Genomic DNA, 25,620 nt, shown 5'->3' with positions numbered 1-25,620 from the left:
GACTCGAGGAGTGAACGTGTCGGAAGTCAAGGTCCATCTGATCGGCGTCGAGGGCGAGGCTGAGCGGAGTGTGACCGAGACGACGACGATCGGGGAGTTGTTCGCCGAGATCTTCGGTCAGGACCGCTCCGCCATCGCCGCCCGCGTCAACGGTGAGCTGCGGGACCTGTCCCGGGTGGTCGCCGACGGCGACGAGATCGAGCCGGTCAAGGCGGCGTCCGACGACGGCCGCGCGATCATCCGGCACTCGACCGCGCACGTCCTCGCGCAGGCGGTGCAGGACCTGTTCCCCGACGCGAAGCTCGGCATCGGCCCGCCGGTGGAGAACGGGTTCTACTACGACTTCGACGTAGCCACGCCGTTCACGCCTGAGGATCTGGGCAAGCTCGAGAAGAAGATGCAGCAGATCATCAAGGAGCGGCAGCGGTTCAGCCGCCGGGTGGTCAGCGACGACGATGCGCGCGAGGAGCTCGCGACCGAGCCGTACAAGCTCGAGCTGATCGGGATCAAGGGCTCCGCTGCGGACGCGGCCGAGGGTGCGTCGGTCGAGGTCGGCGGCGGTGAGCTGACGATCTACGACAACGTCAGGCGGGACGACAGCGTTGCCTGGAAGGACCTGTGCCGCGGGCCGCACGTGCCCGCGACCGGTTACCTCGGCAACTTCAAGTTGATGCGGACGGCGGCGGCGTACTGGCGGGGGAGCGAGAAGAACCCGCAGCTGCAGCGGATCTACGGCACGGCGTGGGAATCGCGCGACGAGCTCAAGGCCTACCTGACCAGGTTGGAGGAGGCCGCCAAGCGCGACCACCGCAAGCTCGGCACCGAGCTCGACCTGTTCAGCTTCCCGGACGAGATCGGTTCGGGTCTCGCGGTGTTCCACCCGAAGGGCGGCGTACTGCGGAAGGTGATGGAGGACTATTCGCGTCAGCGGCACGTCGAGGACGACTACGAGTTCGTCTACTCGCCGCACATCACCAAGGGCCAGCTGTTCGAGACCTCGGGCCACCTGGACTGGTATGCCGACGGCATGTATCCGCCCATGCACCTGGACGAGGAGCGTGGCGCGGACGGGCAGATCCGCAAGCAGGGCCAGGACTACTACCTGAAGCCGATGAACTGCCCGATGCACAACCTGATCTTCGCCGCCCGCGGCCGGTCGTACCGGGAGCTGCCGCTGCGGCTGTTCGAGTTCGGCACGGTCTATCGGCTGGAGAAGTCGGGCGTCGTGCACGGCATGACTCGGGCCCGCGGGTTCACCCAGGACGACGCGCACATTTACTGCACCCGTGAGCAGATGCGCGACGAGCTGCGCAACCTGCTCACCTTCGTGCTCGGTCTGCTGGCCGACTACGGCCTGGACGACTTCTACCTCGAGCTCTCGACGAAGAACCCGGACAAGTTCGTCGGGTCGGACGAGGTCTGGGAGGAGGCGACCGCGACGCTGCGGGAAGTTGCCGAGGGCTCCGGTCTCGACCTGGTCCCGGATCCGGGCGGCGCCGCGTTCTACGGTCCGAAGATCTCGGTCCAGGCCAGGGACGCGATCGGCCGGACCTGGCAGATGTCGACGATCCAGCTGGACTTCAACCTGCCCGAGCGGTTCGAGCTGGAGTACACCGCGCCGGACGGTTCGCGGCAGCGGCCGGTGATGATCCACCGGGCCCTGTTCGGCTCGATCGAGCGGTTCGTCGCCGTGCTCACCGAGCACTACGCCGGCGCCTTCCCTCCGTGGCTCGCTCCGGTCCAGGTCATCGGCATCCCGATCACCGACGGCCATGTCGACTACCTGTACGACGTTGCCGCGCAGCTGAAGGCGGCGGGGATCAGGGTCGAGGTCGACTCGTCCGACGACCGGATGCAGAAGAAGATCCGGAACGCGCAGAAGTCCAAGGTGCCGTTCATGCTGATCGCCGGTGACGAGGACATGGCCGGCGGATCGGTGTCGTTCCGCTACCGCAACGGCGAGCAGAAGAACGGCGTACCGATCGCGGACGCGGTCGCCGAGATCGTCGAGGCCGTCAAGAAGCGCGTCCAAGTATGACGTCAGACCACCCGGCCTCGCCGTACCAGCCCGAGGAGCTGGTGCGGCAGGACGGGGTCGGGGAGCCGGATGAGTTCATGCGGTTGTGGACGCCGCATCGGATGGCCTACATCGAGGGCGAGAACAAGCCGACCAGCTCCGAGGCCGGCTCGGGATGCCCGTTCTGCAGGCTGCCCGGGATGACGGACGCCGATGCGCTGATCGTGCATCGAGGCGAGGCGGCGTACGCCGTCCTGAACCTGTACCCGTACAACCCCGGCCACCTGATGGTCGTGCCGTACCGCCATGTCGCCGACTACACCGAGCTGACCGATGCCGAGGTCAGGGACGTCGCCGAGCTGACCCGGCAGGCGATGCAAGCCGTGCGCACGGTGTCCGGTGCGCACGGCTTCAACATCGGCATGAACCAGGGCGAGATCGCCGGCGCCGGTATCGCCGCCCACCTGCACCAGCACGTCGTACCGCGCTGGGGCGGCGACACCAACTTCATGCCGGCCATCGCCCACACCAAGGTCCTGCCCCAGCTCCTCACCGACACCCGGGCGCTGCTCGCGAAGTCCTGGCCCTAGTCGCCGGCCAGCCGCTCCCCGCTGAACAGCTGCCAGTCGAAGTAGACCGGGTCGGCGAACGTGCCCGGCACCTTGCGGATCAGCTTGATCGGGGTGGCCGCGCCGTTGGCGTGCCCGACCGAGTACAGGTAGGCGGACTTGGTGTCCTTGTCGATGCCGAGCAGGAGTACGCCGCCCCAGCACGAGGCCGCCACCAGTGACTCGAATCCTTGCCAGGTCGAGCCTCGCACCTGCTTCACCACCCCCGGGATGATCTGCCCGCCGGCGAGCGGCAACCGCGCCGTGTACAGCTTCCCGGACGTCAGCGTCATCAGGAACGTGTCGTACGTCGCCGTCTGGCTGATCAGCGTCATCGCCTTCACGCCCTTGTACCCGGACTGCCACCCGGTGATCTGCCGGCTCGGCACACCGTCCTTGTACGTGACGTTGCGGCGATAGAGGGTGCCGTCGGTGTGCAGCGAGTACTCCGTCTCCCGCTGCCTGGTCGCGGTGACGTACGTCGACCGGTCGAGACTGCGGTACACCTGCCAGCCGGGGCCGACCCGGGTGACCTTCTTCTGCGTGACCGGTCCGCGGCCGTTCGCGGTGAGATAGCTGCTGTCGTACATCGTCGAGCCCATGATGACCGGACCCTGGTGAGCCAGCCCGCCGACCTCGGCAGCGCCGTACCGGACCGTCGCGCTCAGCCGAACCTGCCCGTCCGGATAGATGTCCTTGGCAACGATCCAGTCGTCGACCACCGCGCCTTCGGCCTGGATGGTCTGCATCCGGTGATCGCCGCCGGCGGTCACCGAGCCGAGATTCAGCAGGCACTCGCTTGGCGTGCTGCGCGTTACCGTCGGACTGCTGGGCTGTGCTACTGCCGTCCCGGTCGCCAGCACCCCAGCGACAAGAGCGGACAGAACGCCGCCGTACTTCGTCCACTTGCTCATGAACCCCACCCCCACTGGTGATTGTGGAAAGTAGGACGTTGGTCTGGACCAGAAAGTTCTCAGCGCAGGAACAGCGGCAACATCGGGTCGACGATGTTGGTGAGCGATTCCAGCGACACCTCGCGCGACGGATTGGTCAACGCAGTCACGCGAACCACGCGGCGGCCTTGCCGGAAGACCAGCTCACCCTCCTCGGGTAGGTAGTACCCGGGCTGGCCGAGCGGCGCGAACCGAGGCGGCGGCACCCGCTGCGACTCCGGGATGGTCGCCTGGTCGAACGCCTCGACGATCGACACCGTCGCGTCGTACGTCCCCCAGATGCACGTCAGCGCACCCTTCACCCGGTAGTCGCGCCGCAGCTGGACATGCAGCTGCACGAACCGCTCCGCCGCCGAGTTCGCCAGCTGACACGTCGCATCCGACTGCCGCGCGGCACGAAGGTTCTTCGGTACGGCGTCCTGGACGGCGAGCGCGATCGCGACAGCCTTGGCCCGGTCGATGCCGGTCGCGTTGCCGCGATCGATGCCACCGGTCGGCGTCACCCGCACCGCCCGATCGCCGACCGGGAACACCAGCCGCGACTCGGCGATCAGTGCGTCCGGCCCGAGTTCCGGCAGCTGCTCAAGGTCCCCGGCGCCGTCCATCAGCCGATTGAGAGCGTCGGGCTGACTCGGCAACGCACTCACGCCCACCGTGACGACCCGGTCCTCGATCAGCAGGGTGCACAGATCCATGGCCGGCAGACCGCTGTCGTTCCAGGCGTATGGCTTCGCGGTGACCGGGACCCGGAGCTTGGTGGTCAGCGTGCGGGTGACCGCCGTACAGACCTGCGGGCCGGGTGCTCCCGCCGTACCGTCCAGACCTTCGGGCTGTGGGGGAGCGATCACCGTGGGGATGACGGTGGTCGGGGGAATCGTTGGCGGCGGCGAGTCGTTGGCCCGCTGGGCAACCGTGCAGCCACTCACTGCGAGCAGGGCGAGGGCCATGAGCAGTCTGCGACGCATGTCACCCCACCTCCTCGCTGGGTCCAGCATCGCGCGAATCCGGGCCGTTCGCAGGTGGAACCGGGTGGCATGTCACCGGACCGTGCTCTGACTGGACTACGATCGCGTCGCCATGCTTAACAGATTCCGGCAGTTCTGGACCAAGGTGATCACCCCGATCGCCACCCTCCTGCTCAAGCTCGGCGTGAGCGCCGACGCGGTCACGCTGGTGGGCACCATCGGTGTGTCCGCCGGTGCCCTGATCTTCTTCCCGCGCGGCCACCTCTGGCTGGGCACGGTCGTCATCACGTGCTTCGTGTTCTCCGACATGCTCGACGGCCACATGGCCCGGACCTCGGGGACCTCGTCGAAGTGGGGGTCGTTCCTCGATTCGACGCTGGACCGGATCGGCGACGGCGCGATCTACGGCGGCCTGGTGATGTTCTACGCCAACTCGCACGCCGGCAACTCCACCCTGATGGCCGCGGTCACGCTGTGGGCGCTGGTGATGGGCGCGGTCACGTCGTACGCGCGGGCCAAGGCGGAGAGCCTCGGTCTGAAGGCGAGCGGCGGCCTGGCCGAGCGCGCGGACCGACTGGTGTTCACGCTGGTCCTCGCGTTCTTCTCCGACGTGCTGAACCTCCCGATCCTGCTCGAGATCGTCATCTGGTACGTCGCCGCCGCGAGCACGATCACCGTCGTACAGCGCTCGCTCTCGGTCCGCAAACAGGTCCTGGCAGACCCGGCCAACGCGGGCCTGGACACCCCGCCGCCGGCGGAGCCGAAGAACGACTGACGATGAACGGTCTCCAGCAACGGGCCGTCGACCTGGCCTTCGCGCTCGCCTGGACCCTGGTACGGCGCCTGCCCGAGCGGACCGTCAGCTGGCTGTTCCGGCAGGCCGCTGACCGTACGGTCCGCAAGAACGGCCGCGGCGTACGTCGTTTGCGGGGGAACCTGGCCGTGGTGCGCCCGGAGGCGACCGAGGCCGAGCTGGACGCGCTGGTCCGCGCCGGAATGCGCTCGTACCTGCGCTACTGGCAGGAGACGTTCCGGCTACCGGAGTGGTCGGACGAGGAGATCGTCGGCAGCGTCCGGACGGTCAACGAGAAGCTTCTCCGCGACCCCTACGCGGCCGGGCAGGGTGTGATCTGCGCGCTGCCGCACACGGCGAACTACGACCACGCGGGCGCCTGGGCCGGCCTGACCGGGATGCCGGTCTCGACCGTTGCCGAACGCCTGAAGCCGGAGTCGTTGTTCGACCGTTTCATCGCTTACCGCAAGAAGCTCGGCATGGAGGTCCTCCCACTGACCGGCGGTGACGACGACGTGACCGCCGTCCTCGTGGATCGGCTGCGGGCCGGCGGCTTCGTCTGCCTGGTCGCCGACCGCGACCTGTCCGAACGCGGCATCCCGGTCACGTTCTTCGGCCGCCCGTCGCGGATGCCGGTCGGCCCGGCCGCCCTGAGCCTGAAGACCGGCGCCCCGCTGGTCCCGGCGACGCTCCACTACGACGGCCCCGACCTGGTCATCACCTTCCACGACACGATCGAGCCCGGTGACGCCGCGACCATGACGCAGCACTGCGCGGATGCCTTCGCGGCCGGGATCGCCGCTCACCCCGAGGACTGGCACATGCTGCAGAGGATCTTCCTCGACGAGTGAGAATTGACCCGTGAGGATCGGAGTGGTGTGCCCGTACTCGCTGGGCACGCCCGGCGGGGTGCAGAACCACGTCCGCGACCTCGCCGAGGCGCTGCTCTCGCTCGGCCACGAGATTTCGGTCCTCGCCCCGGTCGACGACCACGATGCGATCCCGCCGTACGTCGTTTCGTCCGGCCGGGCGGTCGGGGTCCCGTACAACGGGTCGGTCGCGCGAGTTACCTTCGGCCCGCGGACGGCGGCGCGGGTGAAGAGCTGGCTCGCGGACGGCAACTTCGACGTGGTCCACGTGCACGAGCCGACCACGCCGAGCGCGTCGATCATCGCCCTCTGGTCGGCCGACGGGCCGTTCGTCGCCACCTTCCACACCTGGCAGGTCCGGTCCCGGGCGATGAGCGTGGCGTCCAGCCTGCTCCGGCCGGCCCTGGAGAAGATCGACGCGCGGATCGCGGTGTCCGAGAACGCCCGCTCGATGATGGTCCAGCACGTCGGCGGCGAGGCGGTCGTGATCCCGAACGGCCTCTACACCGCCCGGTTCAAGGGCAGTCCGCGGCCGGAGTGGATGGGCGAGGACGGCACGATCAGCTTCCTCGGCCGGTTGGACGAGCCACGCAAGGGGCTCGGCGTACTGCTGGACGCCGTACCGCTCCTCCTGGCTGAGCGCCCGAGGCTGAAGATCCTGGTCGCCGGCTCGGGCCAGGCCGCCGAAGCGCAGTACCCCGAGAACGTTCTGTTTCTCGGTGCGATCGACGATGAGGCGCGGGCGGACATGCTGGCCGGGTCCGATGTGTACGTCGCACCGCATCTCGGTGGGGAGAGCTTCGGCATCGTCCTGCTCGAGGCGATGGCGGCCGGTGCGCCGGTGCTCGCGAGCGACCTGCCTGCGTTCCGTCAGGTCCTGGACGGCGGGCGGCTGGGGGAGTTGTTCGAGCCCGGCAACGTTGCCGAGTTGGCCGCCGGCGCCCTGCGGTTGCTGAGCCGGCCGGATAAGCGTGACCAGCTTCGCTCAGCGGGCCTCATCGCCGTACCGCGGTATGACTGGTCGGTGCTGCTGCCAGAGCTACTGTCGGTGTACGAGCTCGTTGCTAGATGAGCTTGGCGTGGACGGCCTGGATCTCGTCCAGGTCGCCCGAGTGCGGCTTCCACGGCAGCACCAGCGGGTCGTTCGGGTAGCGGGGGATCACATGCAGGTGGGTGTGGAACACGGTCTGCCAGGCGTCCGCGCCGATGCAGCTGAGCAGGTTGGCGCCGGTCGCGTCCTCGAGCCGGTCGATCACCCGGCTGACCAGCGACTGGGCGAGAAGGGTCGCGGCGGTGAGGTCCTCGGGAGCGGCCTCGCGGAGATCCGTGGAGTGTTCCCGCGGGATCACCAGCAGGTGCCCGGGGGTCGCCGGGGCGATGTCCATGAAGGCGATCGCCCGGTCGTTCTCCGCGACCCGGGTGGAGGGGATGGTGCCGGCCACGATCCCGCAGAAGATGCAGTTCTCGCTCATCGGCACAGGCTATACACTGCGCGAGCATCACAGATTGCGGAGCCTGTCCACCCGAGGAGCCCGATGCCGGACGAACTTCTGCGCCCGACGATCGGCGCGGGTGTGAACATGTCCGTGCGCCCGTGGCGCTTGATGTCGCAGACGTACGTCGCTTTCTTCGGTGGCGTGATCGCGTCGACGGCCATTGCGTTCCTCAACTCAGGCCGGCTCGGCGTGGACGCGGCCAAGCGCCGACTCATCCTGCTGAGCGGTCTCGTCGGCCTGATCGCGGTCGTCGCGCTGTTCGTCCTGCTCGACGATGACGCAGACCTCACCTCCGGTCTACGGGTCAGCAGCCGGGTGGTGGCGGTGTTGTGCTTCCTGGTCCAGCTCCGGATCCAGCGTCCGATGGATCGCGCGTTCCAGCTCCGAGGCACGGAGTACGGATCGCTGTGGCGGGTCGGGATCGCGGTCACGGTCGGCGGGGCTGTTGCCGAGTTCCTGATCCTGTTCCTGGTGACGGTGCTCCGATGAACGATCCGAGCGACGCCCGCCTGCGGATGGCCGCGCACTGGCTGCAGATCGGTCACCCCGAGCGCGCTCTGGACGAGTTGCAGGGACTCTGGGGCGACGCGGCTGTCGACTACCGCGCGTACTTGTTCCGCGGCGCCGCTCTGCACGCTACCGACCGGAACGCCGAGGCCGTCGACGTACTGCGTGACGGCCTCGCCCAGCATGGCCCGTTCCCGGCGATGCTGCACATCCTCGGCGCGGCACTGCGATCCGAAGGCCGCCTGCCCGAGGCCGAGGCGGCGTTCCTGCAAGGCCTGAGCCTCGACCCGAACGAACCTGATCTTCTGCTCGGCTACGCGCACGTCTGCCTGGCTGCCGGACAGGCCCAGAAGGCGAGCGCCCTGGTCGAGCGGGCCGCGTCCCATGCGCCGGAGAGCGTCGCCGTCTCGGCTGCTCGCGCGCAGGTCGCGTTCGCGCTCGGCAAGGACCGCGACATGCACCGCCACAGCACCGAAGCGCTGGCGCACGACCCCGAAGACCCGAACGCCCGAGCCCTGCACGGTACGGCGTCCATGCTGACCGGCGACCCGAGGTCCGGGTACACGTCCCTCGCCTCCGCGGCCGCGTCCCAGCCCGGTGACGCGGACCTGCGAGCGGCCGCCCGCCAGGCGAAGCTGTTCAACCATCCGCTGATGCTTCCGCTGCGCCCGTTCACCCGCGTCAATCCGATGATCGTCTGGATCGGCGCGGTCGCGGTGATCTACGGCCTCCGCGCCGTCGGTCTGGCGCCATTGTCCTTCGCGTTCGCCATGATTTGGCTGGCGTTCTGCGTGTACTCGTGGGTGGCCCCACCGCTGGTCCGCCGCTGGATCAACCGAAAGTGGGGATCATGAGTAACGACCGGATCGCTGCCCTCAGAAAGGCGGTCGACGCCAACCCGGACGACGTGCTCCGGCGGCTTGTGCTTGCGGAGTCGTTGGTGGCGGACAGCGAGATCGAGGACGCGCTCGACCAGTACGTCGTACTGCTTGATCAGCAAGGGTTGCCGGATGACCAGTTCGTTCCGGTCGGCGAGCTGGCCGCGGCAAACGGACGGCTCGCTCTGCTGCGGAATCTGCTGGAGGCGGCCCGTCAGCAGGGAGTCGTCGAGGGGACCGGGCGGCTGCAGCAGTTGGTGGACGGCATGATCGCTGAGCGCAGCGGCGTACGCATCAAGGTCGGTGCTGAGGAGGATTACGACCCTCTGAGCGCCGACCCGGTGAAGGAGACGACCACCTTCGACCAGGTCGGCGGGATGGAGGAGATCAAGCGGGTCATCCACCGGATGGTCATCCTCCCGCAGAGCCGACCGGAGCTGTACGAGAAGTACGGGCGGAAGTCCGGCGGCGGCGTGATGCTCTACGGCCCGCCCGGTTGCGGCAAGACCCTGCTCGCGCGGGCGACGGCGGGGGAGTGCGGTCTGCCGTTCATCAACGTCCGGATCGAGGACGTGATGGACCCGTACCTCGGGGTCTCGGAGCGCAACCTGCACGAGGCGTTCGAGCGTGCCCGCGCCAACGGGCCGTGCGTGCTGTTCCTCGACGAGCTGGACGCGTTGGCGTTCGCCCGGCACAAGCACGGTGGGTCCGAGGCGAGGCGGCTGGTCGACGTACTGCTGCAGGAGCTCGACGCGATCGGCTCCGAGAACGACGGCCTGCTGGTCTTGGCCGCTTCGAACGCGCCGTGGGACGTGGACGAGGCGATGCTCCGCCCGGGCCGCTTCGACCGGGTCATCTTCGTACCGCCGCCGGACGAGCCGGCACGGGCCGACATCTTGAAGGTCCTGACGAAGGACGTCCCGGTCGACGGGCTCGACCTCAAGGCCCTCGCCGACCAGACGCCGATGTTCAGCGGCGCCGACCTGCGCGCCCTGATCGAGCGCGGCGTGGACAAGGTGATCGACGAGGCGCTCTCCAGTGGCGGCGAGCCGCCCCTGGCCATGCGTCACCTGACCGAGGCGCTCGCGTCGGTCAAGCCGTCCACGCTCGACTGGCTACACCGCGTGCGGTCCTACATAGAGTTCGCCAACCAGAGCGAGCGCTATGACGATGTAGCGGCGTACCTCAAGTCGCGTGACGTACGCCGCCGACTCACTTGAGTTTGGCTGCGGCGGAGTCTGGCATTGCCTCGTAGCGGGAGAACTCGCGACTGAAGGTGGCGGCGCCGTGGGACAGCGAGCGGAGATCGATGGTGTAGCGGGTGATCTCCACCTGCGGTACTTCGGCCTTCACCAGCGTCCTGTCCTCGCCGACCTTGTCCGTCCCGAGCAGCCGGCCGCGCCGTCCGGACAGATCACTCATCACCGCACCGACCAGCTCGTCCGGCACCAGCACCGACACGAGGTCCACCGGCTCGAGCATCGTGACGCGTGCAGCAGCCGCGGCCTCGCGCAACGCCAGCCCACCGGCCATCTGGAACGCCATGTCCGACGAGTCGACGCTGTGCGACTTCCCGTCCAGCAACGTGACCCGGATGTCGACCATCGGGTACCCGGCCCCGACTCCCTTCTCCATCTGCGCCCGGATGCCCTTCTCGACACTCGGGATGAACTGCCGCGGCACCGCCCCACCGACCACCTTGTCGACGAACTCGAACCCGCCACCCTGCGGCAACGGCGCGACCTCGATGTCGCAGACGGCGTACTGACCATGCCCGCCGGACTGTTTCACATGCCGCCCGTGACCCTTGGCCGAACCGAGGAACGTTTCCCGCATCGGGACCCGCAGCTCGACGGTGTCGACGGTCACGCCGTACCGGTTCGCGAGGGCGTCCAGGACGACGTCGGAGTGCGCCTCGCCCATGCACCACAGCACGATCTGGTGGGTCTCCGGGTTCTGCTCGATCCGTAGGGTCGGATCCTCGGCCGCCAGCCGCTGCAACCCGACACCGAGCTTGTCGTCATCGGTCTTGGTATGCGCCTGTACGGCGATCGGCAGCAACGGCTCGGGCATGTTCCAGGGCTTCAGCAGCAGCGGATCCGCTTTATCTGACAGCGAGTCGCCGGTCTCGGCACGAGTCAGCCGGCCGATCGCGCAGACGTCACCGGCGACCACCTGACCCGCCGGCCGCTGGGTCTTGCCGAGCGGGAACGAGAGCGCGCCGATCCGCTCGTCCTCGTCGTGGTCCTCGTGTGAGTTGTGGTCTCCGAAGAAGGACGTGAAATGGCCCGACACGTGGACTGTCGTGTCGGGCCTGATGGTGCCGGAGAACACCCGCACCAGGCTCACCCTGCCGACGTAGGGATCCGACGTCGTCTTCACCACCTCGGCGAGCAGGGGCCCGTCCGGGTCGCACGCGAGGCCCTTGCGGGCGACGCCGTGCGGGTTGAACGCTTCCGGGATGGTGTGCTCCGGTGGCGACGGGAACCCGCTGGTGATCACCTCGAGCAGCTCGTACGTACCGATTCCGGAGGCGCTGCAGACCGGGACGACCGGGAAGAACGAGCCGCGCGCGACCGCGCGCTCCAAGTCCTCGATCAGCACCTTCTGGTCGATCTCCTCGCCGCCCAGGTACCGGTCCATCAGCGACTCGTCCTCGGACTCCTCGATGATTCCCTCGATCAGCGTGCCGCGGAGGTCTTCGATCTCATCGGCGTACGACGGGTCCGGGGCCGCGGTCGAGCGGTTGCCGCCGGAGTAGTCGAAGTACGACTGGGAGAGCAGCCCGATCAGCCCGTCACCAGCGGGCAGGTAGAGCGGCAGCACCTTGTCGCCGAACGCGTTCTGCGCGGTGGAAAGCGCGTTCTGGTAGTTGGCGCGCGCGTGGTCGAGCTTGGTGATCACGACGGCCCGCGGCATCCCGACCTGGTCGCACTCCTGCCACAGTGCCTTGGTCGGCTCGTCGACGCCCTCGTTCGCCGCGACCACGAACAGCGCACAGTCGGCGGCACGCAGCCCGGCCCGCAGTTCGCCGACGAAATCGGCGTACCCGGGGGTGTCGATCAGGTTCACCTTGACGCCGTCGTGCGGCAGTGAGGCGAGCGACAGGCCGACGGAGCGTTGCTGCCGGACCTCGGCGTCGTCGAAGTCGCACACCGTGGTTCCGTCCAGGACGGTGCCGGGTCTGTTCAGGACGCCGGAGGCCACCAGCAAGGCCTCGACAAGGGTGGTCTTGCCGGACCCGGACGGGCCGACCAGGACCACGTTGCGGATGGCGTCCGGACTGTCCGCAGCGGGCGCGGCTCCGGTGCCTTGGGAAGCATTCGTCTTGTCTGCCATGACGTTCCTCCTGGTCCACCCACGATTCCCCTAACGGACACTTCGCACAAGAGCCATCCGGTAGCGGATTCGTCGCGGAGGTCCCACCTCCGGACCCTCGCGCTGGATAGTGTCCTGGGCATGCGTAAGGCACTCGGGGTCGTCATCAGCTCGCTTTTCGCCGCATTGGCGCTGGCGGGGTTCGCCGCGCCGGCGTCGGCGGACGTGGGCGACGAGATCAGGAACTTCACCATCGACTACACCGTCTCGGCGGACGGCGTACTGCATGTGAAGGAGACGATCGACTACGTCTTCGCGACCAGCGGCCGGCACGGCATCTACCGGGACCTGGTCACCCGGGAGCCCTACAAGGACGACGATTCGAAGGACCAGGAATACCAGGTCTCGAACATCGAGGTCTCCACGCCGACACCGAACGTCTCGGACGAGTTCACCACGGACACGTTCCAGGAGAACAACCAGCGCAACGAGAACACCCAGATCAAGATCGGCTCGGCGGACCAGACGATCTCCGGCGACGAGGCGACGTACGTGATCTCGTACGACGTGCGCGGCGCGCTACGGCACTTCGCCGACCACAGCGAGCTGTACTGGGACGCCACCGGCTCCGCCTGGGACGCGACGATCGACCAGGTCACGGTCAACGTCCAGGTCCCGCAGGGCGTGACCCAGGTCGAGTGCTTCTCCGGCCCAGCCGGCGCGACTGACTCCTGCCCGCAGAAGTCGGTCGTCGGCCAGAAGGGTGTGTTCGGCGCATCCCAGCTCGGGCGTGGAGAGCAGTTGACGATCGTCGCCGGGATCGCGGCAGGCGCCGTACAGAACGACACGCCGATCCTGTCCGACCCGCCGAACTGGATGGAGCGCAACGGCCTGTCCTGGCTCTCGCTCATCGGCTCCGGCCTGGTCAGTGCGGTCGCGATCGTCCTCGCCGCCATCTACGCCAAGGTCGGCAACAAGGACCAGCGGTACGCCGGAATGCCGCCGGGGACCTTCCCGCCGAGCGGTGTCGCGGCCGAACCGGTCAAGGACGACCTCCGGAAGGACCAGATCCCGGTCGCGTTCTCGCCGCCGAGGATCCCGGTCGCCGAGGGCGGACTGCTGATCGACGCGAAGGCGAACACGACCGAGACCGCGGCGACCCTGATCGACCTGGCGGTGCGGGGCGGCGTACGGATCGACAACTCGGGTGACACGCAGAAGGCCGTCCTGCTGAACCCTGCGGTCGCGACCGCGCCGCACGAGCAGGCGCTGATGACGGGCCTGTTCCCGACGCTGCAGCCGGGGTCGGAGGTACTGCTCAAGCGCGGTGCGGTCGGGGACAACACCATGCGGACCGCACACACCTCGATGATCACCGCGCTCCGCGAGCAGGTGAAGCAGCGTCAGTGGTACCTGCGGATGCCACGAGCCGGCGGCGGGTCGGTCTTCAAGAACGGCTTCGGCTGCGCCTGCATGGCGATGATCGCCATCTGGGTGGTCGGCGCCGGTTTCGCCGGGACGGTCACCGCCGCGGCGACCGGGGGAGCGGGCCGCGCGGTGGTGATCGCGATCCCGGTGGTCGCGGTGATCGTTGCCATCGGCATCTGGATTGGCATCCGCGGCCGCGGTCAGCGGAACCCGGCCGGGCGAGCGGTGACGGACCAGTTGGTCGGCTTCCAGACGTACCTCGCGACGGCCGAGGCGGACCAATTGCGCTTCGAAGAGGGCGAGGACATCTTCTCGAAGTACCTGCCCTGGGCAATCGTCTTCGGTCTCGCCGACCGCTGGCAGAAGGTCTGTCAGCAACTGGTCGCCGCGGGCCGGATCACACCGGATCCTGTCTGGTACTACGGCCCGTCCTACTACACGTCCGGCTGGACCGCGGGCGCCGTCGGCGCGACCCTCGCAAGCACCTTCGACCCGCCACCCACGCCATCCAGCTCCGGCGGTGGCGGCGGCAGCTCCTCCGGCTTCAGCGGCGGCTCCTCCGGCGGCGGTGGCGGCGGCGGAGGCGGAGGAAGCTGGTAGCTGAACGCTTAGACCGTGCCGCCGGCCGCGGTGGGGGCGGTCGGGTCTGAGCCGGCGTCGCCGACGACCTCGCGGGCCAGGAAGTCCTCGAGGTGGAACAGGTTGTCGCCGGCGCGGTTCGCGACGTTGACCAGGGTCTTCATCGCGGCGACCTCCTCGACCTGCTCCTTGAGGAACCACTGCATGAACTGCTCGCCGATGTAGTCCGACTCGTCGCGCGCAGTACGCGCCAGCGTCTCGATCTGCTTGGTGACGGTGATTTCCTGCGCCAGCGCGAGCTCGAGCGGCTCCAGCGCGGACTTGAAGTCGGACTCGACCTCGCCGACCGACGGGATGTGCGGCCGGATGTCCTTGTCCAGCAGGTACTGGACCATCATCATCGCGTGGTTGCGCTCTTCCAGTGACTGCTTGTAGAAGTGCGCGGCCAGCTGCGGCAGATCCTGGTCGTCGTACCAGACAGCGACCGCCACATACTGCTGTGAGGCCGTGAACTCGTTACGGATCTGTTCCTGCAGAAGTTTTTCGTACGTGCTCATCCCGTCAATCTAACGGCCATCGGCCGATTACACACCCTTGGCGAGGCTGACCTAACCGATTCGATTTTGTCCCAGTTCGACCACCTCGACGCCACCACCGGGTAGGCCGATCCGCACCGTCGTACCATCGACGGCCACATCGATGCCCTCGGCAAGCGCTTCCGGCCGCAACGCGTCCCGGGTCAGCAGTACTGCGTTGACGAGCACCAACGGCTGCCCGTCATGCGGTGCCGTCAGGTACGGCGTGGCCGAGTGCGCACCGAACGGGTTCACGCCCAACCCGCGATGTACGCCGGCCTTGTCGTATCCGTGCAGCCCGACCACCGCCGACACGAGACCGTCCGCGTTCCGCGCCGACGCAACCACCTGGCCGACTGTTGCCTCTGGCAAGGTCTCACCGGCGACCGCGAACCCACCGCTGCGAACGAGCGCCCCGGCCGGCCCCTCGACCAGCGCACACCGGATCTCCCACCCGCTGTGCACCACCGACGTGACCTCGATCGCCCACGGACCCTCGGATCCGAGCCACGCCTTGTTCCACGACGACGCAGTGTGACCATCCACCCCGAGCCGCCGGATCCGCCCACGCCCGCTGGTCGTTCCATCGGGGGAGACCAGCGAGATCAGGTTGTCGACCTGCGGCTCGCTGTCGGACAAGTCCGGTCCCGCGTGGTTCGCATAAGCCAGCCGGTTGTAGTGCGGATCGCCCGCTGGCTCCACACCCTCCGGCTCGGCCACCGGAGCATGGTCGGCGCCGTGGTTCACCAACTGCACGACCTGGTCATGGCGGCTCGCATGCACGATCCAACCCGGCTCCGGCATCGCCCGCAGTTGATCCGCATCGTCGAGCGGGATCGAGTCCTCCGGCTCCGTCCACACCGGGTGCTCCGGCGGCAGGATCAGCCCGACGAACCCCTTCGACGCCCAGTACGGCGATCCAGGTCCGGAGTACTGCTGCGTCGTCGGTAGGAAGGTGTCGTACCACCCGAGCGTCAGCACGCCACGCTCATCCGGTACGCCGTGTTGCACGAAATGCCGCGCGATCCCGGAGCACAGCCGCCGCGTCTCACCCGGCGTGAGCGGAGTCGAGTCCAGGATCGCTCCCATCCAGTACGGCGTAGCGGCCGCCATCCGGTACGTCAGCGAACGCCCCTGGTAGATCGGCGCACCGTCGTTCCCGACGAGGTACAACGCGTCCTCGAGGAAGAGTTTGATCCGGTCGCGATACAGCTTCAGCCGGTCCTCGTACTGTGCACCCGGCGTCGCGGCCGCCATCCGCGCCCACAGTCCGGGATAGAGGTGCATCGCCCAGCCGATGTAGTTGTCGTAGTTCTGCCCGTCGCCGTCGGAGTACCAGCCACGGCCGACGTACCAGTCCTCGATCCGGTCGAGCCCGCCGTCGATGTCGTCCTGCGAGTACGGAGCCCCGACCGACGCGAGGAACTGCTCGCTCACGACCTGGAACAGCCGCCAGTTGTTGTCGTGCGTCGTGGACCCGTTGAAACCACCGAGCCACTCGGCCACCTGCTGCTGCGCCCGCGAGTCGAGTCGGTCCCAGATCCACTCCCGGGTCTCGTGCAGCGACACCGCGATCGCTGCGGCCTCGACCATCTGCTGGGACCTCGGGGTCAGCCGCAGCCACGCGTCGGGGTGGTCCGGATTCGCTCCGTTCGCGACACCCCGCGCGTACCGCTCGATCAGTGCCTCGCAGCCCTTGCCCTGCACGCCCGCGATGCGGAAGGCGGCCAGCATGAACGACCGGGCGAACCCTTCCAGCGCGTCGGACGCCGTACCGGACCGACTCGGCCGCCCGGGCAACTCGACCAGGGAGGCGCCGGGGGAGAAGTACGGCACCAGCGAGTCGAGCAGATGATCCGCCAACGCCTCCCAGTGCGCCCGGCTCCACCCGGTCTGACGAGAGAGAACCCGGTCGGTATCAGGGAGAATCATGCGAGCCTTCCGATTTCGGTGGGGCTGATGGCGTGCTGCAACGGCTGGCCGGCGGCTAGGCGTTCGAGTTCGCTGACGGCGAGTTCGCCGAGGCGGGCGATCTCGTTGCCGACGGCACCGGCTACGTGCGGCGTGACGAAGACGTTCGGCAGGTCGAGCAGCGGCGAGTCCGGCGGCAGCGGCTCCGGGTCGGTCACATCGAGTACGGCGTCGATCCGGCCGGACACGCATTCGCTCAGCAGCGCTTCGGCGTCGATGATCTTGCCGCGGGCCGTGTTGATCAGGACCGCGCCGTCCTTCAGCAGCCCAAGCAACCGGGCATCGACCAGCCCGACCGTCTCCGGAATCAACGGCGCGTGCACGCTGAGGATGTCGCTCCGGCTGAACAGCGTGTCGTTGTCGACCAGCTCCGCGCCGAGCTCAGCCGCCTCGGCCGTAGTCAGGTACGGATCGCTGATCAGCACCTGCAGGTCGAAGGCCCGCAGTCGCTCGGCAACCATCTTCGCGATCCGCGAGGCGCCCAGCAGGCCAACCGTCGAACCGTAACTGCCCGGCATCCCGTGCGGGTCGGCCTTCCGCCGCTCGATCCGGTACTGCGCCGCGAGCCGGAACGCCCGCTTCCCGGCGAGGACGATTGCCGCGACCGTGAACTCGGCAACCGGCTGCGCATTGGCGGTGGCCGCCGACGACACCTGGATGCCGCGGTCGAAGACTGCCGGGTCGACGATCGCCTTGACCGAGCCAGCCGCGTGCAGGATCGCCTGCAGCTTCGGCGCCGCGTCGAGGACCTCCGGACCGATCCGCGGGCAGCCCCAGCCGGTGAGCAGTACGTCGACGTCCGGCAGCGCGGCCCGGACGGCGGGGTCGGCCAGGAAGCTGTTCCCCGGGCCGACCGGGAGCACGGTGGCGACCGCCTCGAGCCGCTCCAGGACCCGCGGCACGAGGACGCGGTCCCGGCTGGTCTCGCTCATCGCCAGCATGACGGTCAGGGCGGAATCTGGTTCGCTGCTCACGACGAACAACTTAGCAAGCGCTTTCCGGAGCTGTCGCGCCGACCGCCGAGTCTTGGAACATCCTGAATCTTCGCCATGACCGGAATTTGTGCCCGGAGTCACGACGTTGATTCAGGACAGGGCAGGATAGCGGGGCCTACCCGCCCTGAAGGCCACTGTGAAGGAGACGACGATGCTGCGACCGGACGACCTCTACGAGATCGTCGACGAGTCGGTGGCGACCGGCCCGGCGGCCACGCCCAAGGTCATGGTGCACTCGCTGGACGGGTTCATGGACGCGGGTCAAGCCGGCCGAGTGACTGCCGACCACCTGCTCGAGGTGCTCGACCACCGCCTGCTGGCGCGGTTCGACGTCGACATGCTGCACGACTACCGGGCTCGGCGGCCTGAGGTGACGTTCGCCGAGGACCGGTTCATCGACTACACGCCGCCGCACCTGAGCCTGCATGTGCTGACGGACGACGCGGGCGTGGAGTTCCTGCTGCTCGAGGGCGCCGAGCCGGACAATCACTGGGACCGGTTCGCCGGGGCAGTGCGGCAGCTGATCGAGCTCTACAACGTGACGCTCACGGTCGGCGTACACGGCATCCCGATGGGTGTGCCGCACACGCGGCCCCTCGGCCTGACCGCGCACGCCACCCGGCCCGAGCTGGTCACCCGTTCGAACATCTGGGACGGCGAGATGCAGCTGCCCGCAAGCGCCGGCACGATGCTGCAGGTGCGGCTCGGCGAGGCAGGCAAGGACGCGATGGGCTTCGCCGTACACGTCCCGCACTACCTGGCAGAGAACCGCTTCCCGGGTGCCGCCCTGGCCCTGGTGCACGCGATCTCGGCCGCGACCGGCCTGCTCCTCCCTAGCAAGGCCCTGCTCGACGAGGCCGCCGTCACCGGCCGGCTGGTCGACGAGCAGGTCGACAACTCCGAGGACGCGAGCGCCGTCGTCAAGGCCCTCGAAACCCAGTACGACGCAGCCGCCGGCTCCCTCTCCCGCAAGAGCCTCCTGGCCGACTCCACCCCGTCCGCCGACGAACTAGGCGCCGAGGTAGAGCAGTTCCTGGCAGAACTGAACCGCGAAGACAACGACTGACCACCCCCGCGTGACCGGTCCCACAGCGGGATCGGGCGCGGGGCCTGTCAGGATGAGGCATGCCTGAGTCGTTGGAGGACCTGGTCGAGCTGCTCGACCTGGAGATGATCGACGTCGACCTGTTCCGTGGGCGTCAGCCGCAGACCTCGATGCAACGGGTGTTCGGCGGTCAGGTGCTCGGTCAGGCCCTGGCCGCGGCGAGCCGGACCGTCGAGCCCGAGCGAGTCGTGCACTCCCTGCACGGCTACTTCTTGCGCGCCGGCGACACGTCGGTCCCGATCGTGTACCGCGCGGAGCCGACCCGCGACGGTGGGTCGTTCAGCAGCCGTCGAGTGGTCGCGTCGCAGAACGGCAAGCCGATCTTCTACATGTCCGCGTCGTTCCAGCGTCCGGAGCCCGGCCTGGATCACCAGGACCCGATGCCGGATGACGTCGTACCGCCTGAGGAAGCGCCACGGCTGGCGACCGTTCTGGAAGCGCGGTCCGGACGCGCGGCGGCCGAGTGGGACCGCGAGTGGTCGGCCCTCGACGTACGCCTCGCCGGGGTGACCGGCCGTCAGTTCTGGATCCGTGCCGCCGGCAAGCTTCCCGACGATCCCGCGCTGCACGCCTGCGTACTCGCCTACGCCAGCGACCTCACCCTGCTCGGCGCAAGCCTCCTCCCGCACGGCATCGTCATCGGCGACCGCCGCATCCAGCCTGCGTCGCTGGACCACGCCCTGTGGTTCCACCGCCCGTTCCGCGCCGACGAGTGGTTGCTCTACGACCAGTCGTCCCCGTCCGCCTCCGGAGCCCGCGGCTTCGCCACCGGCCGCCTCTACACCGAGCCCGGCAGCCTCATCGCCTCCGTAGCCCAGGAAGGCCTGATTCGTCCCATCGGACTCGACGCCGATCTGCTACCGTAGAAAACGTGTTGAAGCGCGCAGTAGTGACGACGACGCCGGAGTACGTCCCGGCGCGCTGACACCTGACTGTCTGACAAAGCCCCGGGGCAAGTGCCCCGGGGCTTTTTCGTGCCTCCGTGGGTTGCTCGCCCCCAAACTCCTGGAGGAAACCATGTACGACCACCGCAAGCTCGGCCGCGAACTCGGCCTGTTCGACTCCGACCCGCTGATCGGCGCCGGTCTGCCGTACTGGCTGCCCGCCGGTGCCGCGATCCGCCACGCCTTGGAGAGCTACATCGCCGAGGTGGAACGAAGAGCCGGCTACCAGCAGGTCTATTCGCCCGTCCTCGGCAAGCGCGAGCTGTACGAGATCTCGGGCCACTGGGCCAAGTACCACGACGACATGTACCCGCCGATGGACATGGGCGGTGAGCAACTAGTGCTGCGGCCGAGCATCTGCCCGCACCACGCGCTGATGTACCGCTCTCGATCTCACAGCTATCGAGAGCTCCCGCTCCGCTACTCCGAACTCGGCGGCCAGTACCGCGCCGAACTCTCCGGCGCCATCGGCGGCCTGAGCAGGGTCCGCGCGATGCAACTCAACGACGCGCACATCTTCTGCCGCCTCGACCAGGTCGCCGGTGAAGCAGAGAGCGCCCTCCGACTGATCAACCAGGCGTACGCCGATATGGGCATCAGCGCCTCGCGCTACGTCCTCGCTCTGCCGTCGGAGGACGCCGAGTTCAACAGCCCCGCCAGCAAGTACGTCGGTGACGCCGAAAGCTGGACGCACGCCGCCGAACTGCTGCGCGACGTCCTCAAGAACGCCGGCATCGACTACGAGGACGCGCCCGGCGACGCGGCGTTCTACGGTCCGAAGATCGACATCCAGGTGGAGGATTCGGCCGGTCGCGAGTTCAGTCTGTCGACCGTCCAGATCGACTTCCACCAGCCGGAGCGGTTCGGCCTCGAGTACGTCGGTGCCGACGGCAACAAACATCGTCCGGTGATGGTGCATCGGGCGATCGTCGGCAGCATCGAGCGGGCGGTTGCTCAGCTGATCGAGGTGCACGGCGGCGCGTTCCCGGCCTGGCTCGCGCCGGTGCAGGTCGTCGTACTCCCGATCTCCGACGACGAAGAGGACATCGCCGTCCAGGTGGCTCGGAGGGCGTCGGATCGCGGTCTCCGGGTCGAGGTCGCGCACGCGGACGAGGGCAGCCTCGGCGCACGGATCCGCGAGAACCGGCTCGCGCCGTACCAGGCCGTCATCGGCGCCCGCGAGGCCGCCGCCGGCGAACTGGCCATCCGCGAGCGCGACGGCCGCCGCCACGACCCGGCGCCGATCGGCGAGGTCCTCGACCGGATCCGGCAGGAGGCGGATCTCCATGCACGCAGAAACCACGCCGACGCCGCGAGCTGAGCGTGGCCAACGGCGAGCGGACGGACTTCTGCATGCGTGGCGGTCCGCCTGGGCGGTCAGCCTTCCTGCAGCTGGCCGATCAGGTGGGTGACCTCGTGGGACTCGTCGTACAGCGCGAAGTCGACCGTCTTGCCGGACTGTTCGAAGCCGAACTGGACCCGTGACGGCAGCAGCAGCGGCTTGCGGAAGTCGACGCGGACCGTGAAGGCGTCCGGGAGTGCGCCGGCGCGCTGGATGGACGCGAGCGCGGCAGCCTTGGCCCACATCCCATGCGCGATCTGGCGCGGGAATCCGAACGCCTGAGCGGTCAGCTTGAACAGGTGGATCGGGTTCCGGTCGCCGGACGCGGCGGCGTACCGGCGGCCGAGGTTGCCGCGCAGCTCCCACCACGCGTTCGGGCTGAGCACCGGATCGGGCAGCAGGTCCGCGTGTGCGCTCGGATCCCCGGCCGACCGGCTGAGCAGCGTGGTCAGATCGCTCCACACCAGCTCGTGATCGACGAAGACCTCGCTGATCACGTCGAAGACGGTGCCCTTCGGGTGCGGCCGCTCCGGCGTACTGTGCACGCGGATCGCCGGCTCGGCGTGGATCGGGATCGGCTGCTTCTGGGTGATCGTGTTGGACAGATGCACGATCCCCATCGGCTTGTACGGGAACGACGGGTCGGACATCAGATCCAGGTGCAACGGGAACGCCAGCACATGCGGGTACGTCGTCGGCAGCGCCGGCCCGGCCTGGAACCCGGTGACCTCCCGGTACGCCGTCAGGTGGTCCTGATCGACTGCCGATCGGGGCAGCTCGAGCGTCAGCCCGTCCTCGTTCGGCTCGTAGTCGGCCCGCCTGAGTGTCGCGCGGACGGTCCGGGCGTAGAGCTGGCCGAACTTCGGCGAGTCGTCGTACCGTCGCGTCGGCATGTCAGGCGCCGAGCATGCTCTGGCCGCAGACCCGGACCACGTTGCCGGTCACGCCGGCCGACGCTGGATCCGCGAACCAGGCGATCGTCTCGGCGACGTCGATCGGCAGGCCGCCCTGTTGCAGCGAGTTGATCCGTCGCCCGACCTCGCGGATCGTGAACGGGATCTTGGCGGTCATCTCGGTCTCGATGAACCCTGGCGCGACCGCGTTGATCCGGATCTGCCGGTCGGCCAGCTTCGGCGCGAGCGCCTGGATCAGGCCGATCACGCCGGCCTTCGAGGTCGCGTAGTTCGTCTGTCCGTTGTTGCCCGCGATCCCGGCCATCGACGAGACGCCGATGATCGAGCCGCCGTCCTTGAGGGCGCCCGATTCGACCAGGTACTTCGTGATCCGCTCGGGTGCTCGCAAGTTGACATCGAGTACGGCGTCCCACGTGTCGGTCCGCATGTTCGCGAGCCGCTTGTCGCGGGTGATGCCGGCGTTGTGGACGACGATGTCGAGCCCGCCGTGCTGCTCCTGCGCATGGGCCGCGATCCGCTGCGGCGCGTCGACCGCGGTCACGTCGAGCAGCAACTCGGTGCCGCCCAAGCGGGAGATCACCTTGCGGAGCGGGTCCGCGTTCTGCGGTACGTCAACGCCGATGATGGTCGCGCCGTCCCGGGCCAGCGTGTCCGCGATCGCCGCCCCGATTCCACGGGCCGCGCCGGTCACCAGCGCCGTACGTCCGGCAAGCGGGCGGCTCGGGTCGTTGCTGACCAGCGGACCGGTCCCGATCCGGGCGACCTGGCCGTCGACGTACGCCGACTTGGGGGAGAGGAAGAAGCGGAGCGTCGAGTCCAGTTGCTCGTGGGCGTCCGGGGCGACGTACACGAGGTTGACCGTGGCGCCGCGCTTGACCTCTTTACCGAGGCTTCGCGTGAAGCCCTCGAGCGCGCGCTGGGCGACGTGTTCCTCGGTGGAGGCCGCGAGCTCCGGCGTACGGCCGACGACGATCACGCGGCCGGCCGGGGCGAGCTGGCGGATGACGGGGGAGAAGAAGCGTTGCAGGCTGGTCAGCTCGGCCGTCGAGGTCGCACCGGTCGCGTCGAAGACGAGCGCCTTCGGCCGGATCCCGATCGACGCGACGCCTTCGGTCGCCGTACTGAACGAGGCGCCGATGTCGCGCAGCAGGGCCTGGATCGCCTTGCCTGCGTCGGTCTCGGCGATCGCGCCGAAGATGACCGGCCCGTCGATCACGGGGGATCCCTGCACCCAGCGCTGCAGCGGCGTCGGGTCGGGCAGACCGAGGTTCTTCACCAGGGTCTGGCCGAGGGGCGTCCGGGTGAACGTCTGGTAGCGATCCGTCATCTCAGCTCCTACTTCTCGAGGATGGCGACGACACCCTGGCCGCCCGCGGCGCAGATCGAGATCAGGCCCCGGCCGCCGCCGTTCTCGTCCAGTTGCTTGGCCAGCGCGGCGACGATCCGACCGCCGGTCGCCGCGAACGGGTGGCCCGCGGCCAGCGAGCTGCCGTTCACGTTCAGCTTGTCCCGGTCGATCTCACCGGGCGGCGCGTCCAGGCCGAGCCGCTCCTTGCAGAAGATCGGATCCTCCCATGCCTTCAGGGTGGCCAGCACCTGGGAGGCGAAGGCCTCGTGGATCTCGTAGTAGTCGAAGTCCTGCAACGTCAGGCCGGCCCGGGCCAGCATGCGAGGCACGGCGTACGCCGGAGCCATCAGCAGGCCCTCCGCGCCCTTCACGTAGTCGACCGCAGCCGTCTGCGAGTGGGTCAGGTATGCGAGCGGGCGCAGACTGTGCTCCGCGGCCCACTCGTCCGTGCTCAGCAGGACGGTCGAGGCGCCGTCGGTGAGCGGGGTCGAGTTGCCGGCGGTCATCGTCGCGGTCTCGCCCTTGCCGTACGCGGTCCGGAGCTTGGCCAGCTTCTCCAGAGTCGTGTCGGGCCGCAGGTTCTGATCCTTCTCGAGGCCCAGGTATGGCGTGATCAGGTCGTTCTGGAAGCCGCGGTCGTACGACTTCGCCAGATTCATGTGGGAGCGGTAGGCGAGCTCGTCCTGCGCCTCCCGGGTGATGCCCCACTCGAGCGCGGTCAGCGCGGCGTGGTCGCCCATCGACTTGCCGGTGCGCGGCTCGGCGTTGCGGGGGATCTCGGGTACGACGTCCTTCGGGCGGACGCGGGCGAGGACCTTCAGGCGGTCCGGGTACGTCTTGGCCCGGTTGAGGTCGAGCAGCACGTTGCGGAGGTGGTCGTTGACCGCGACCGGCGCGTCGGATGCGGTGTCGACACCACCCGCGATGCCCGCGTCGATCTGGCCGAGCGCGATCTTGTTGCCGACCAGGATCGCTGCCTCGAGCCCGGTGCCACAGGCCTGCTGGATGTCGTACGCCGGGGTGGTCGGCGCGAGCTTGGAACCGAGGACCACCTCGCGGACCATGTTCCAGTCGCGGGCGTGCTTGAGGACCGCGCCGGCGACCACCTCGCCCACCTCCTGGCCGCCGAGGCCGGTCCGGTCGACCAGGCCGTTCAGCGCGGCGGTGAGCATGTCGGAGTTGGAGGCATGGCGGTACGTCTTGTCCTGCCGGGCAAACGGAATCCGGTTGCCGGCGACGACGGCCACCTTGCGGGTCTCGGTCACGATTTCTCTCCTGCTCTAGCGGAGCGGGTGGTTGTCCTGTGGTTGAGGGCTTTTCGCCCGACCGCGGTGGCGAGCGTGGCGGTGATCGCCGTCGACCGGACGGTGCCGACATCGGCATGATGCACCACCGGATGCCCCGGCTGCCCGCTCGACACGATCAACCCGACCCTTGCCATGTGCAACGATCCGAGTGTCTGCGTGTACAGGTGATTGGCCAGGTAATCGGTGTCGACCTCGTCGAACACGCCGGTCCGCTGACCGGCCGCGAGGATCGCCGCGATCCGCTCCAGCGGCGCGGCCATCGCCGTACCCAGCTTCATCATCACCGGCTCGGTGATCTCGCCGAACAGCTGCTCGCCGGTCCTGCGCAGCAGGCTCATCGCGCAGTCGGTGAAGGCCGGATAGCCCAGGCAGAAGTCGACGAACGCCTCACTCAGCGCCCTTAGCCGATTGAGCGGTGCCCGGCGTGGGTGGTCTACTTCGTCGAGGCTTTTGTCGAGCTCGCCGAGGTAGTCGACGAGGGTGAGCGCGAACAGCTCTTCCTTGCCTGCGAAGTGCCGATAGATCAGCGCCTTGTTGATCCCGACCCGCTTGGCGATATCGTCGATCTGAGCGTCGATCGTGCCGCGCTCGTCGAACAACTCCCGGGTCGCGCGGATGATGTCCCGCTCCCGGTCGCGACGGCGCTCCGCCGTGGTGCGGCGGCGTCCGATCGCGAGCAGCGCGGAGCTCATGGATCGATCTTAGCCA

The 25,620-nt window shown here is 68.5% G+C and carries 23 protein-coding genes; 12 read left to right on the top strand and 11 right to left on the bottom strand.

The window, feature by feature from the left end:
* Nucleotides 1-16 precede the first annotated feature (16 nt).
* Both thrS (EV650_RS07710) and EV650_RS07705 read left to right on the top strand, forming a co-directional pair.
* Nucleotides 17-2,038, top strand: coding sequence for a threonine--tRNA ligase (gene thrS, locus EV650_RS07710; RefSeq protein ID WP_134116757.1), 2,022 nt, complete (start codon nucleotides 17-19; stop codon nucleotides 2,036-2,038).
* Nucleotides 2,035-2,607, top strand: coding sequence for an HIT family protein (locus EV650_RS07705; protein ID WP_134116755.1), 573 nt, complete (start codon nucleotides 2,035-2,037; stop codon nucleotides 2,605-2,607). The genes thrS (EV650_RS07710) and EV650_RS07705 overlap by 4 nt, the downstream gene beginning before the upstream one ends.
* Here the strand turns inward: EV650_RS07705 and EV650_RS07700 are convergent.
* Together EV650_RS07700 and EV650_RS07695 are read right to left on the bottom strand one after the other, a co-directional pair.
* Nucleotides 2,604-3,539 (bottom strand): hypothetical protein, encoded by a 936-nt coding sequence (locus tag EV650_RS07700; RefSeq protein ID WP_134116753.1) that lies wholly within the window; start codon nucleotides 3,537-3,539, stop codon nucleotides 2,604-2,606. The two genes, EV650_RS07705 and EV650_RS07700, sit on opposite strands and share 4 nt — an antisense overlap.
* Before the next feature lie 59 nt (nucleotides 3,540-3,598).
* Complete coding sequence (locus tag EV650_RS07695; RefSeq protein WP_238174067.1) at nucleotides 3,599-4,543, bottom strand: hypothetical protein; 945 nt, start codon at nucleotides 4,541-4,543, stop codon at nucleotides 3,599-3,601.
* A 112-nt stretch (nucleotides 4,544-4,655) separates the two neighbouring features.
* Here EV650_RS07695 and pgsA point away from each other — a divergent pair, with 112 nt between their 5' ends.
* Genes pgsA through EV650_RS07680 form a run of 3 tightly spaced genes read left to right on the top strand, consistent with a single transcriptional unit; the run spans nucleotide 4,656 to nucleotide 7,277 of the window.
* Nucleotides 4,656-5,318: a phosphatidylinositol phosphate synthase gene (gene pgsA / locus EV650_RS07690; protein ID WP_134116751.1), complete on the top strand. Its 663-nt coding sequence runs from the start codon at nucleotides 4,656-4,658 to the stop codon at nucleotides 5,316-5,318.
* Between the two features lie 2 nt (nucleotides 5,319-5,320).
* Nucleotides 5,321-6,187 carry a phosphatidylinositol mannoside acyltransferase gene (locus tag EV650_RS07685; RefSeq protein ID WP_134116749.1) on the top strand — a complete coding sequence of 289 codons (867 nt, stop codon included), beginning with the start codon at nucleotides 5,321-5,323 and terminating at the stop codon, nucleotides 6,185-6,187.
* Nucleotides 6,188-6,197: 10 nt separating this feature from the next.
* Nucleotides 6,198-7,277 carry a glycosyltransferase family 4 protein gene (locus EV650_RS07680; protein ID WP_134116748.1) on the top strand — a complete coding sequence of 360 codons (1,080 nt, stop codon included), beginning with the start codon at nucleotides 6,198-6,200 and terminating at the stop codon, nucleotides 7,275-7,277.
* On the opposite strand, the gene EV650_RS07675 is transcribed toward EV650_RS07680, so the two are convergent.
* Entirely contained in the window at nucleotides 7,270-7,677 is a 408-nt protein-coding gene (locus EV650_RS07675) for an HIT family protein (RefSeq protein WP_134116746.1), read from the bottom strand. The genes EV650_RS07680 and EV650_RS07675 overlap by 8 nt on opposite strands.
* A gap of 63 nt (nucleotides 7,678-7,740) precedes the next feature.
* On the opposite strand from EV650_RS07675, the gene EV650_RS07670 reads away from it, so the two are divergent.
* The 3 genes from EV650_RS07670 to EV650_RS07660 are packed head-to-tail and all read left to right on the top strand — an operon-like array spanning nucleotide 7,741 to nucleotide 10,306.
* On the top strand, nucleotides 7,741-8,190 hold the full coding sequence (locus tag EV650_RS07670) for a hypothetical protein (protein ID WP_134116744.1): 450 nt from the start codon (nucleotides 7,741-7,743) through the stop codon (nucleotides 8,188-8,190).
* Nucleotides 8,187-9,062, top strand: coding sequence for a tetratricopeptide repeat protein (locus EV650_RS07665; protein ID WP_134116742.1), 876 nt, complete (start codon nucleotides 8,187-8,189; stop codon nucleotides 9,060-9,062). Before EV650_RS07670 ends, EV650_RS07665 begins: the two co-directional genes overlap by 4 nt.
* Nucleotides 9,059-10,306, top strand: coding sequence for an AAA family ATPase (locus tag EV650_RS07660; RefSeq protein ID WP_134116740.1), 1,248 nt, complete (start codon nucleotides 9,059-9,061; stop codon nucleotides 10,304-10,306). Before EV650_RS07665 ends, EV650_RS07660 begins: the two co-directional genes overlap by 4 nt.
* On the opposite strand, the gene EV650_RS07655 is transcribed toward EV650_RS07660, so the two are convergent.
* Nucleotides 10,299-12,425, bottom strand: coding sequence for an elongation factor G-like protein EF-G2 (locus EV650_RS07655; protein ID WP_134116738.1), 2,127 nt, complete (start codon nucleotides 12,423-12,425; stop codon nucleotides 10,299-10,301). The two genes, EV650_RS07660 and EV650_RS07655, sit on opposite strands and share 8 nt — an antisense overlap.
* A 120-nt stretch (nucleotides 12,426-12,545) precedes the next feature.
* On the opposite strand from EV650_RS07655, the gene EV650_RS07650 reads away from it, so the two are divergent.
* Nucleotides 12,546-14,432, top strand: coding sequence for a DUF2207 domain-containing protein (locus tag EV650_RS07650; RefSeq protein ID WP_134116736.1), 1,887 nt, complete (start codon nucleotides 12,546-12,548; stop codon nucleotides 14,430-14,432).
* 8 nt (nucleotides 14,433-14,440) lie between these two features.
* Here EV650_RS07650 and EV650_RS07645 read toward each other — a convergent pair whose 3' ends face one another.
* From EV650_RS07645 to EV650_RS07635, 3 genes are read right to left on the bottom strand one after another with little or no spacing between them, the layout of a single operon-like run.
* A complete protein-coding gene (locus EV650_RS07645; protein WP_134116735.1) occupies nucleotides 14,441-14,968 on the bottom strand; it encodes a ferritin in 528 nt (175 codons plus the stop codon).
* Between the two features lie 51 nt (nucleotides 14,969-15,019).
* Entirely contained in the window at nucleotides 15,020-16,918 is a 1,899-nt protein-coding gene (locus EV650_RS07640; RefSeq protein ID WP_134116733.1) for a DUF2264 domain-containing protein, read from the bottom strand.
* Nucleotides 16,915-17,931 carry a hydroxyacid dehydrogenase gene (locus EV650_RS07635; RefSeq protein WP_238174066.1) on the bottom strand — a complete coding sequence of 339 codons (1,017 nt, stop codon included), beginning with the start codon at nucleotides 17,929-17,931 and terminating at the stop codon, nucleotides 16,915-16,917. The genes EV650_RS07640 and EV650_RS07635 overlap by 4 nt, the downstream gene beginning before the upstream one ends.
* Before the next feature lie 172 nt (nucleotides 17,932-18,103).
* Between EV650_RS07635 and EV650_RS07630 the strand changes: the two genes are divergently transcribed.
* The 3 genes from EV650_RS07630 to thrS (EV650_RS07620) all read left to right on the top strand — a co-directional run bounded on the left by EV650_RS07630 (nucleotide 18,104) and on the right by thrS (EV650_RS07620) (nucleotide 21,322).
* A complete protein-coding gene (locus EV650_RS07630; RefSeq protein ID WP_134116731.1) occupies nucleotides 18,104-19,018 on the top strand; it encodes a proteasome assembly chaperone family protein in 915 nt (304 codons plus the stop codon).
* A 59-nt stretch (nucleotides 19,019-19,077) separates the two neighbouring features.
* Nucleotides 19,078-19,923, top strand: a complete 846-nt coding sequence (locus EV650_RS07625) for an acyl-CoA thioesterase (RefSeq protein WP_134116729.1) — start codon at nucleotides 19,078-19,080, stop codon at nucleotides 19,921-19,923.
* Between the two features lie 151 nt (nucleotides 19,924-20,074).
* Nucleotides 20,075-21,322 (top strand): threonine--tRNA ligase, encoded by a 1,248-nt coding sequence (gene thrS, locus EV650_RS07620; RefSeq protein WP_134116727.1) that lies wholly within the window; start codon nucleotides 20,075-20,077, stop codon nucleotides 21,320-21,322.
* Between the two features lie 56 nt (nucleotides 21,323-21,378).
* On the opposite strand, the gene EV650_RS07615 is transcribed toward thrS (EV650_RS07620), so the two are convergent.
* Genes EV650_RS07615 through EV650_RS07600 form a run of 4 tightly spaced genes read right to left on the bottom strand, consistent with a single transcriptional unit; the run spans nucleotide 21,379 to nucleotide 25,604 of the window.
* Entirely contained in the window at nucleotides 21,379-22,236 is an 858-nt protein-coding gene (locus tag EV650_RS07615; protein ID WP_134116725.1) for a MaoC/PaaZ C-terminal domain-containing protein, read from the bottom strand.
* Between the two features lies 1 nt (nucleotide 22,237).
* Nucleotides 22,238-23,584, bottom strand: a complete 1,347-nt coding sequence (locus EV650_RS07610; RefSeq protein WP_134116723.1) for a 3-oxoacyl-ACP reductase — start codon at nucleotides 23,582-23,584, stop codon at nucleotides 22,238-22,240.
* Nucleotides 23,585-23,592: 8 nt separating this feature from the next.
* Nucleotides 23,593-24,870, bottom strand: coding sequence for an acetyl-CoA C-acetyltransferase (locus EV650_RS07605; RefSeq protein WP_134116721.1), 1,278 nt, complete (start codon nucleotides 24,868-24,870; stop codon nucleotides 23,593-23,595).
* Entirely contained in the window at nucleotides 24,867-25,604 is a 738-nt protein-coding gene (locus tag EV650_RS07600; protein WP_134116719.1) for a TetR/AcrR family transcriptional regulator, read from the bottom strand. Before EV650_RS07600 ends, EV650_RS07605 begins: the two co-directional genes overlap by 4 nt.
* Between the last annotated feature and the right edge of the window lie 16 nt (nucleotides 25,605-25,620).

This window comes from Kribbella kalugense (assembly GCF_004365875.1).
Lineage (GTDB): Bacteria > Actinomycetota > Actinomycetes > Propionibacteriales > Kribbellaceae > Kribbella > Kribbella kalugense.
The sequence above is the reverse complement of the archived record's forward strand: the minus strand, read 5'-3'. Positions and strand labels throughout refer to the sequence as shown.

Excerpts from the sequence above, each read along its gene's own strand:
- EV650_RS07705 (WP_134116755.1), top strand. The coding sequence starts at position 2,035 with ATGACGTCAGACCACCCGGCCTCGCCGTACCAGCCCGAGGAGCTGGTG.
- EV650_RS07700 (WP_134116753.1), bottom strand. The coding sequence starts at position 3,539 with ATGAGCAAGTGGACGAAGTACGGCGGCGTTCTGTCCGCTCTTGTCGCT.
- EV650_RS07695 (WP_238174067.1), bottom strand. The coding sequence starts at position 4,543 with ATGCGTCGCAGACTGCTCATGGCCCTCGCCCTGCTCGCAGTGAGTGGC.
- pgsA (WP_134116751.1), top strand. The coding sequence starts at position 4,656 with ATGCTTAACAGATTCCGGCAGTTCTGGACCAAGGTGATCACCCCGATC.
- EV650_RS07685 (WP_134116749.1), top strand. The coding sequence starts at position 5,321 with ATGAACGGTCTCCAGCAACGGGCCGTCGACCTGGCCTTCGCGCTCGCC.
- EV650_RS07675 (WP_134116746.1), bottom strand. The coding sequence starts at position 7,677 with ATGAGCGAGAACTGCATCTTCTGCGGGATCGTGGCCGGCACCATCCCC.
- EV650_RS07670 (WP_134116744.1), top strand. The coding sequence starts at position 7,741 with ATGCCGGACGAACTTCTGCGCCCGACGATCGGCGCGGGTGTGAACATG.
- EV650_RS07665 (WP_134116742.1), top strand. The coding sequence starts at position 8,187 with ATGAACGATCCGAGCGACGCCCGCCTGCGGATGGCCGCGCACTGGCTG.
- EV650_RS07660 (WP_134116740.1), top strand. The coding sequence starts at position 9,059 with ATGAGTAACGACCGGATCGCTGCCCTCAGAAAGGCGGTCGACGCCAAC.
- EV650_RS07655 (WP_134116738.1), bottom strand. The coding sequence starts at position 12,425 with ATGGCAGACAAGACGAATGCTTCCCAAGGCACCGGAGCCGCGCCCGCT.
- EV650_RS07650 (WP_134116736.1), top strand. The coding sequence starts at position 12,546 with ATGCGTAAGGCACTCGGGGTCGTCATCAGCTCGCTTTTCGCCGCATTG.
- EV650_RS07645 (WP_134116735.1), bottom strand. The coding sequence starts at position 14,968 with ATGAGCACGTACGAAAAACTTCTGCAGGAACAGATCCGTAACGAGTTC.
- EV650_RS07640 (WP_134116733.1), bottom strand. The coding sequence starts at position 16,918 with ATGATTCTCCCTGATACCGACCGGGTTCTCTCTCGTCAGACCGGGTGG.
- EV650_RS07630 (WP_134116731.1), top strand. The coding sequence starts at position 18,104 with ATGCTGCGACCGGACGACCTCTACGAGATCGTCGACGAGTCGGTGGCG.
- EV650_RS07625 (WP_134116729.1), top strand. The coding sequence starts at position 19,078 with ATGCCTGAGTCGTTGGAGGACCTGGTCGAGCTGCTCGACCTGGAGATG.
- thrS (WP_134116727.1), top strand. The coding sequence starts at position 20,075 with ATGTACGACCACCGCAAGCTCGGCCGCGAACTCGGCCTGTTCGACTCC.
- EV650_RS07615 (WP_134116725.1), bottom strand. The coding sequence starts at position 22,236 with ATGCCGACGCGACGGTACGACGACTCGCCGAAGTTCGGCCAGCTCTAC.
- EV650_RS07610 (WP_134116723.1), bottom strand. The coding sequence starts at position 23,584 with ATGACGGATCGCTACCAGACGTTCACCCGGACGCCCCTCGGCCAGACC.
- EV650_RS07600 (WP_134116719.1), bottom strand. The coding sequence starts at position 25,604 with ATGAGCTCCGCGCTGCTCGCGATCGGACGCCGCCGCACCACGGCGGAG.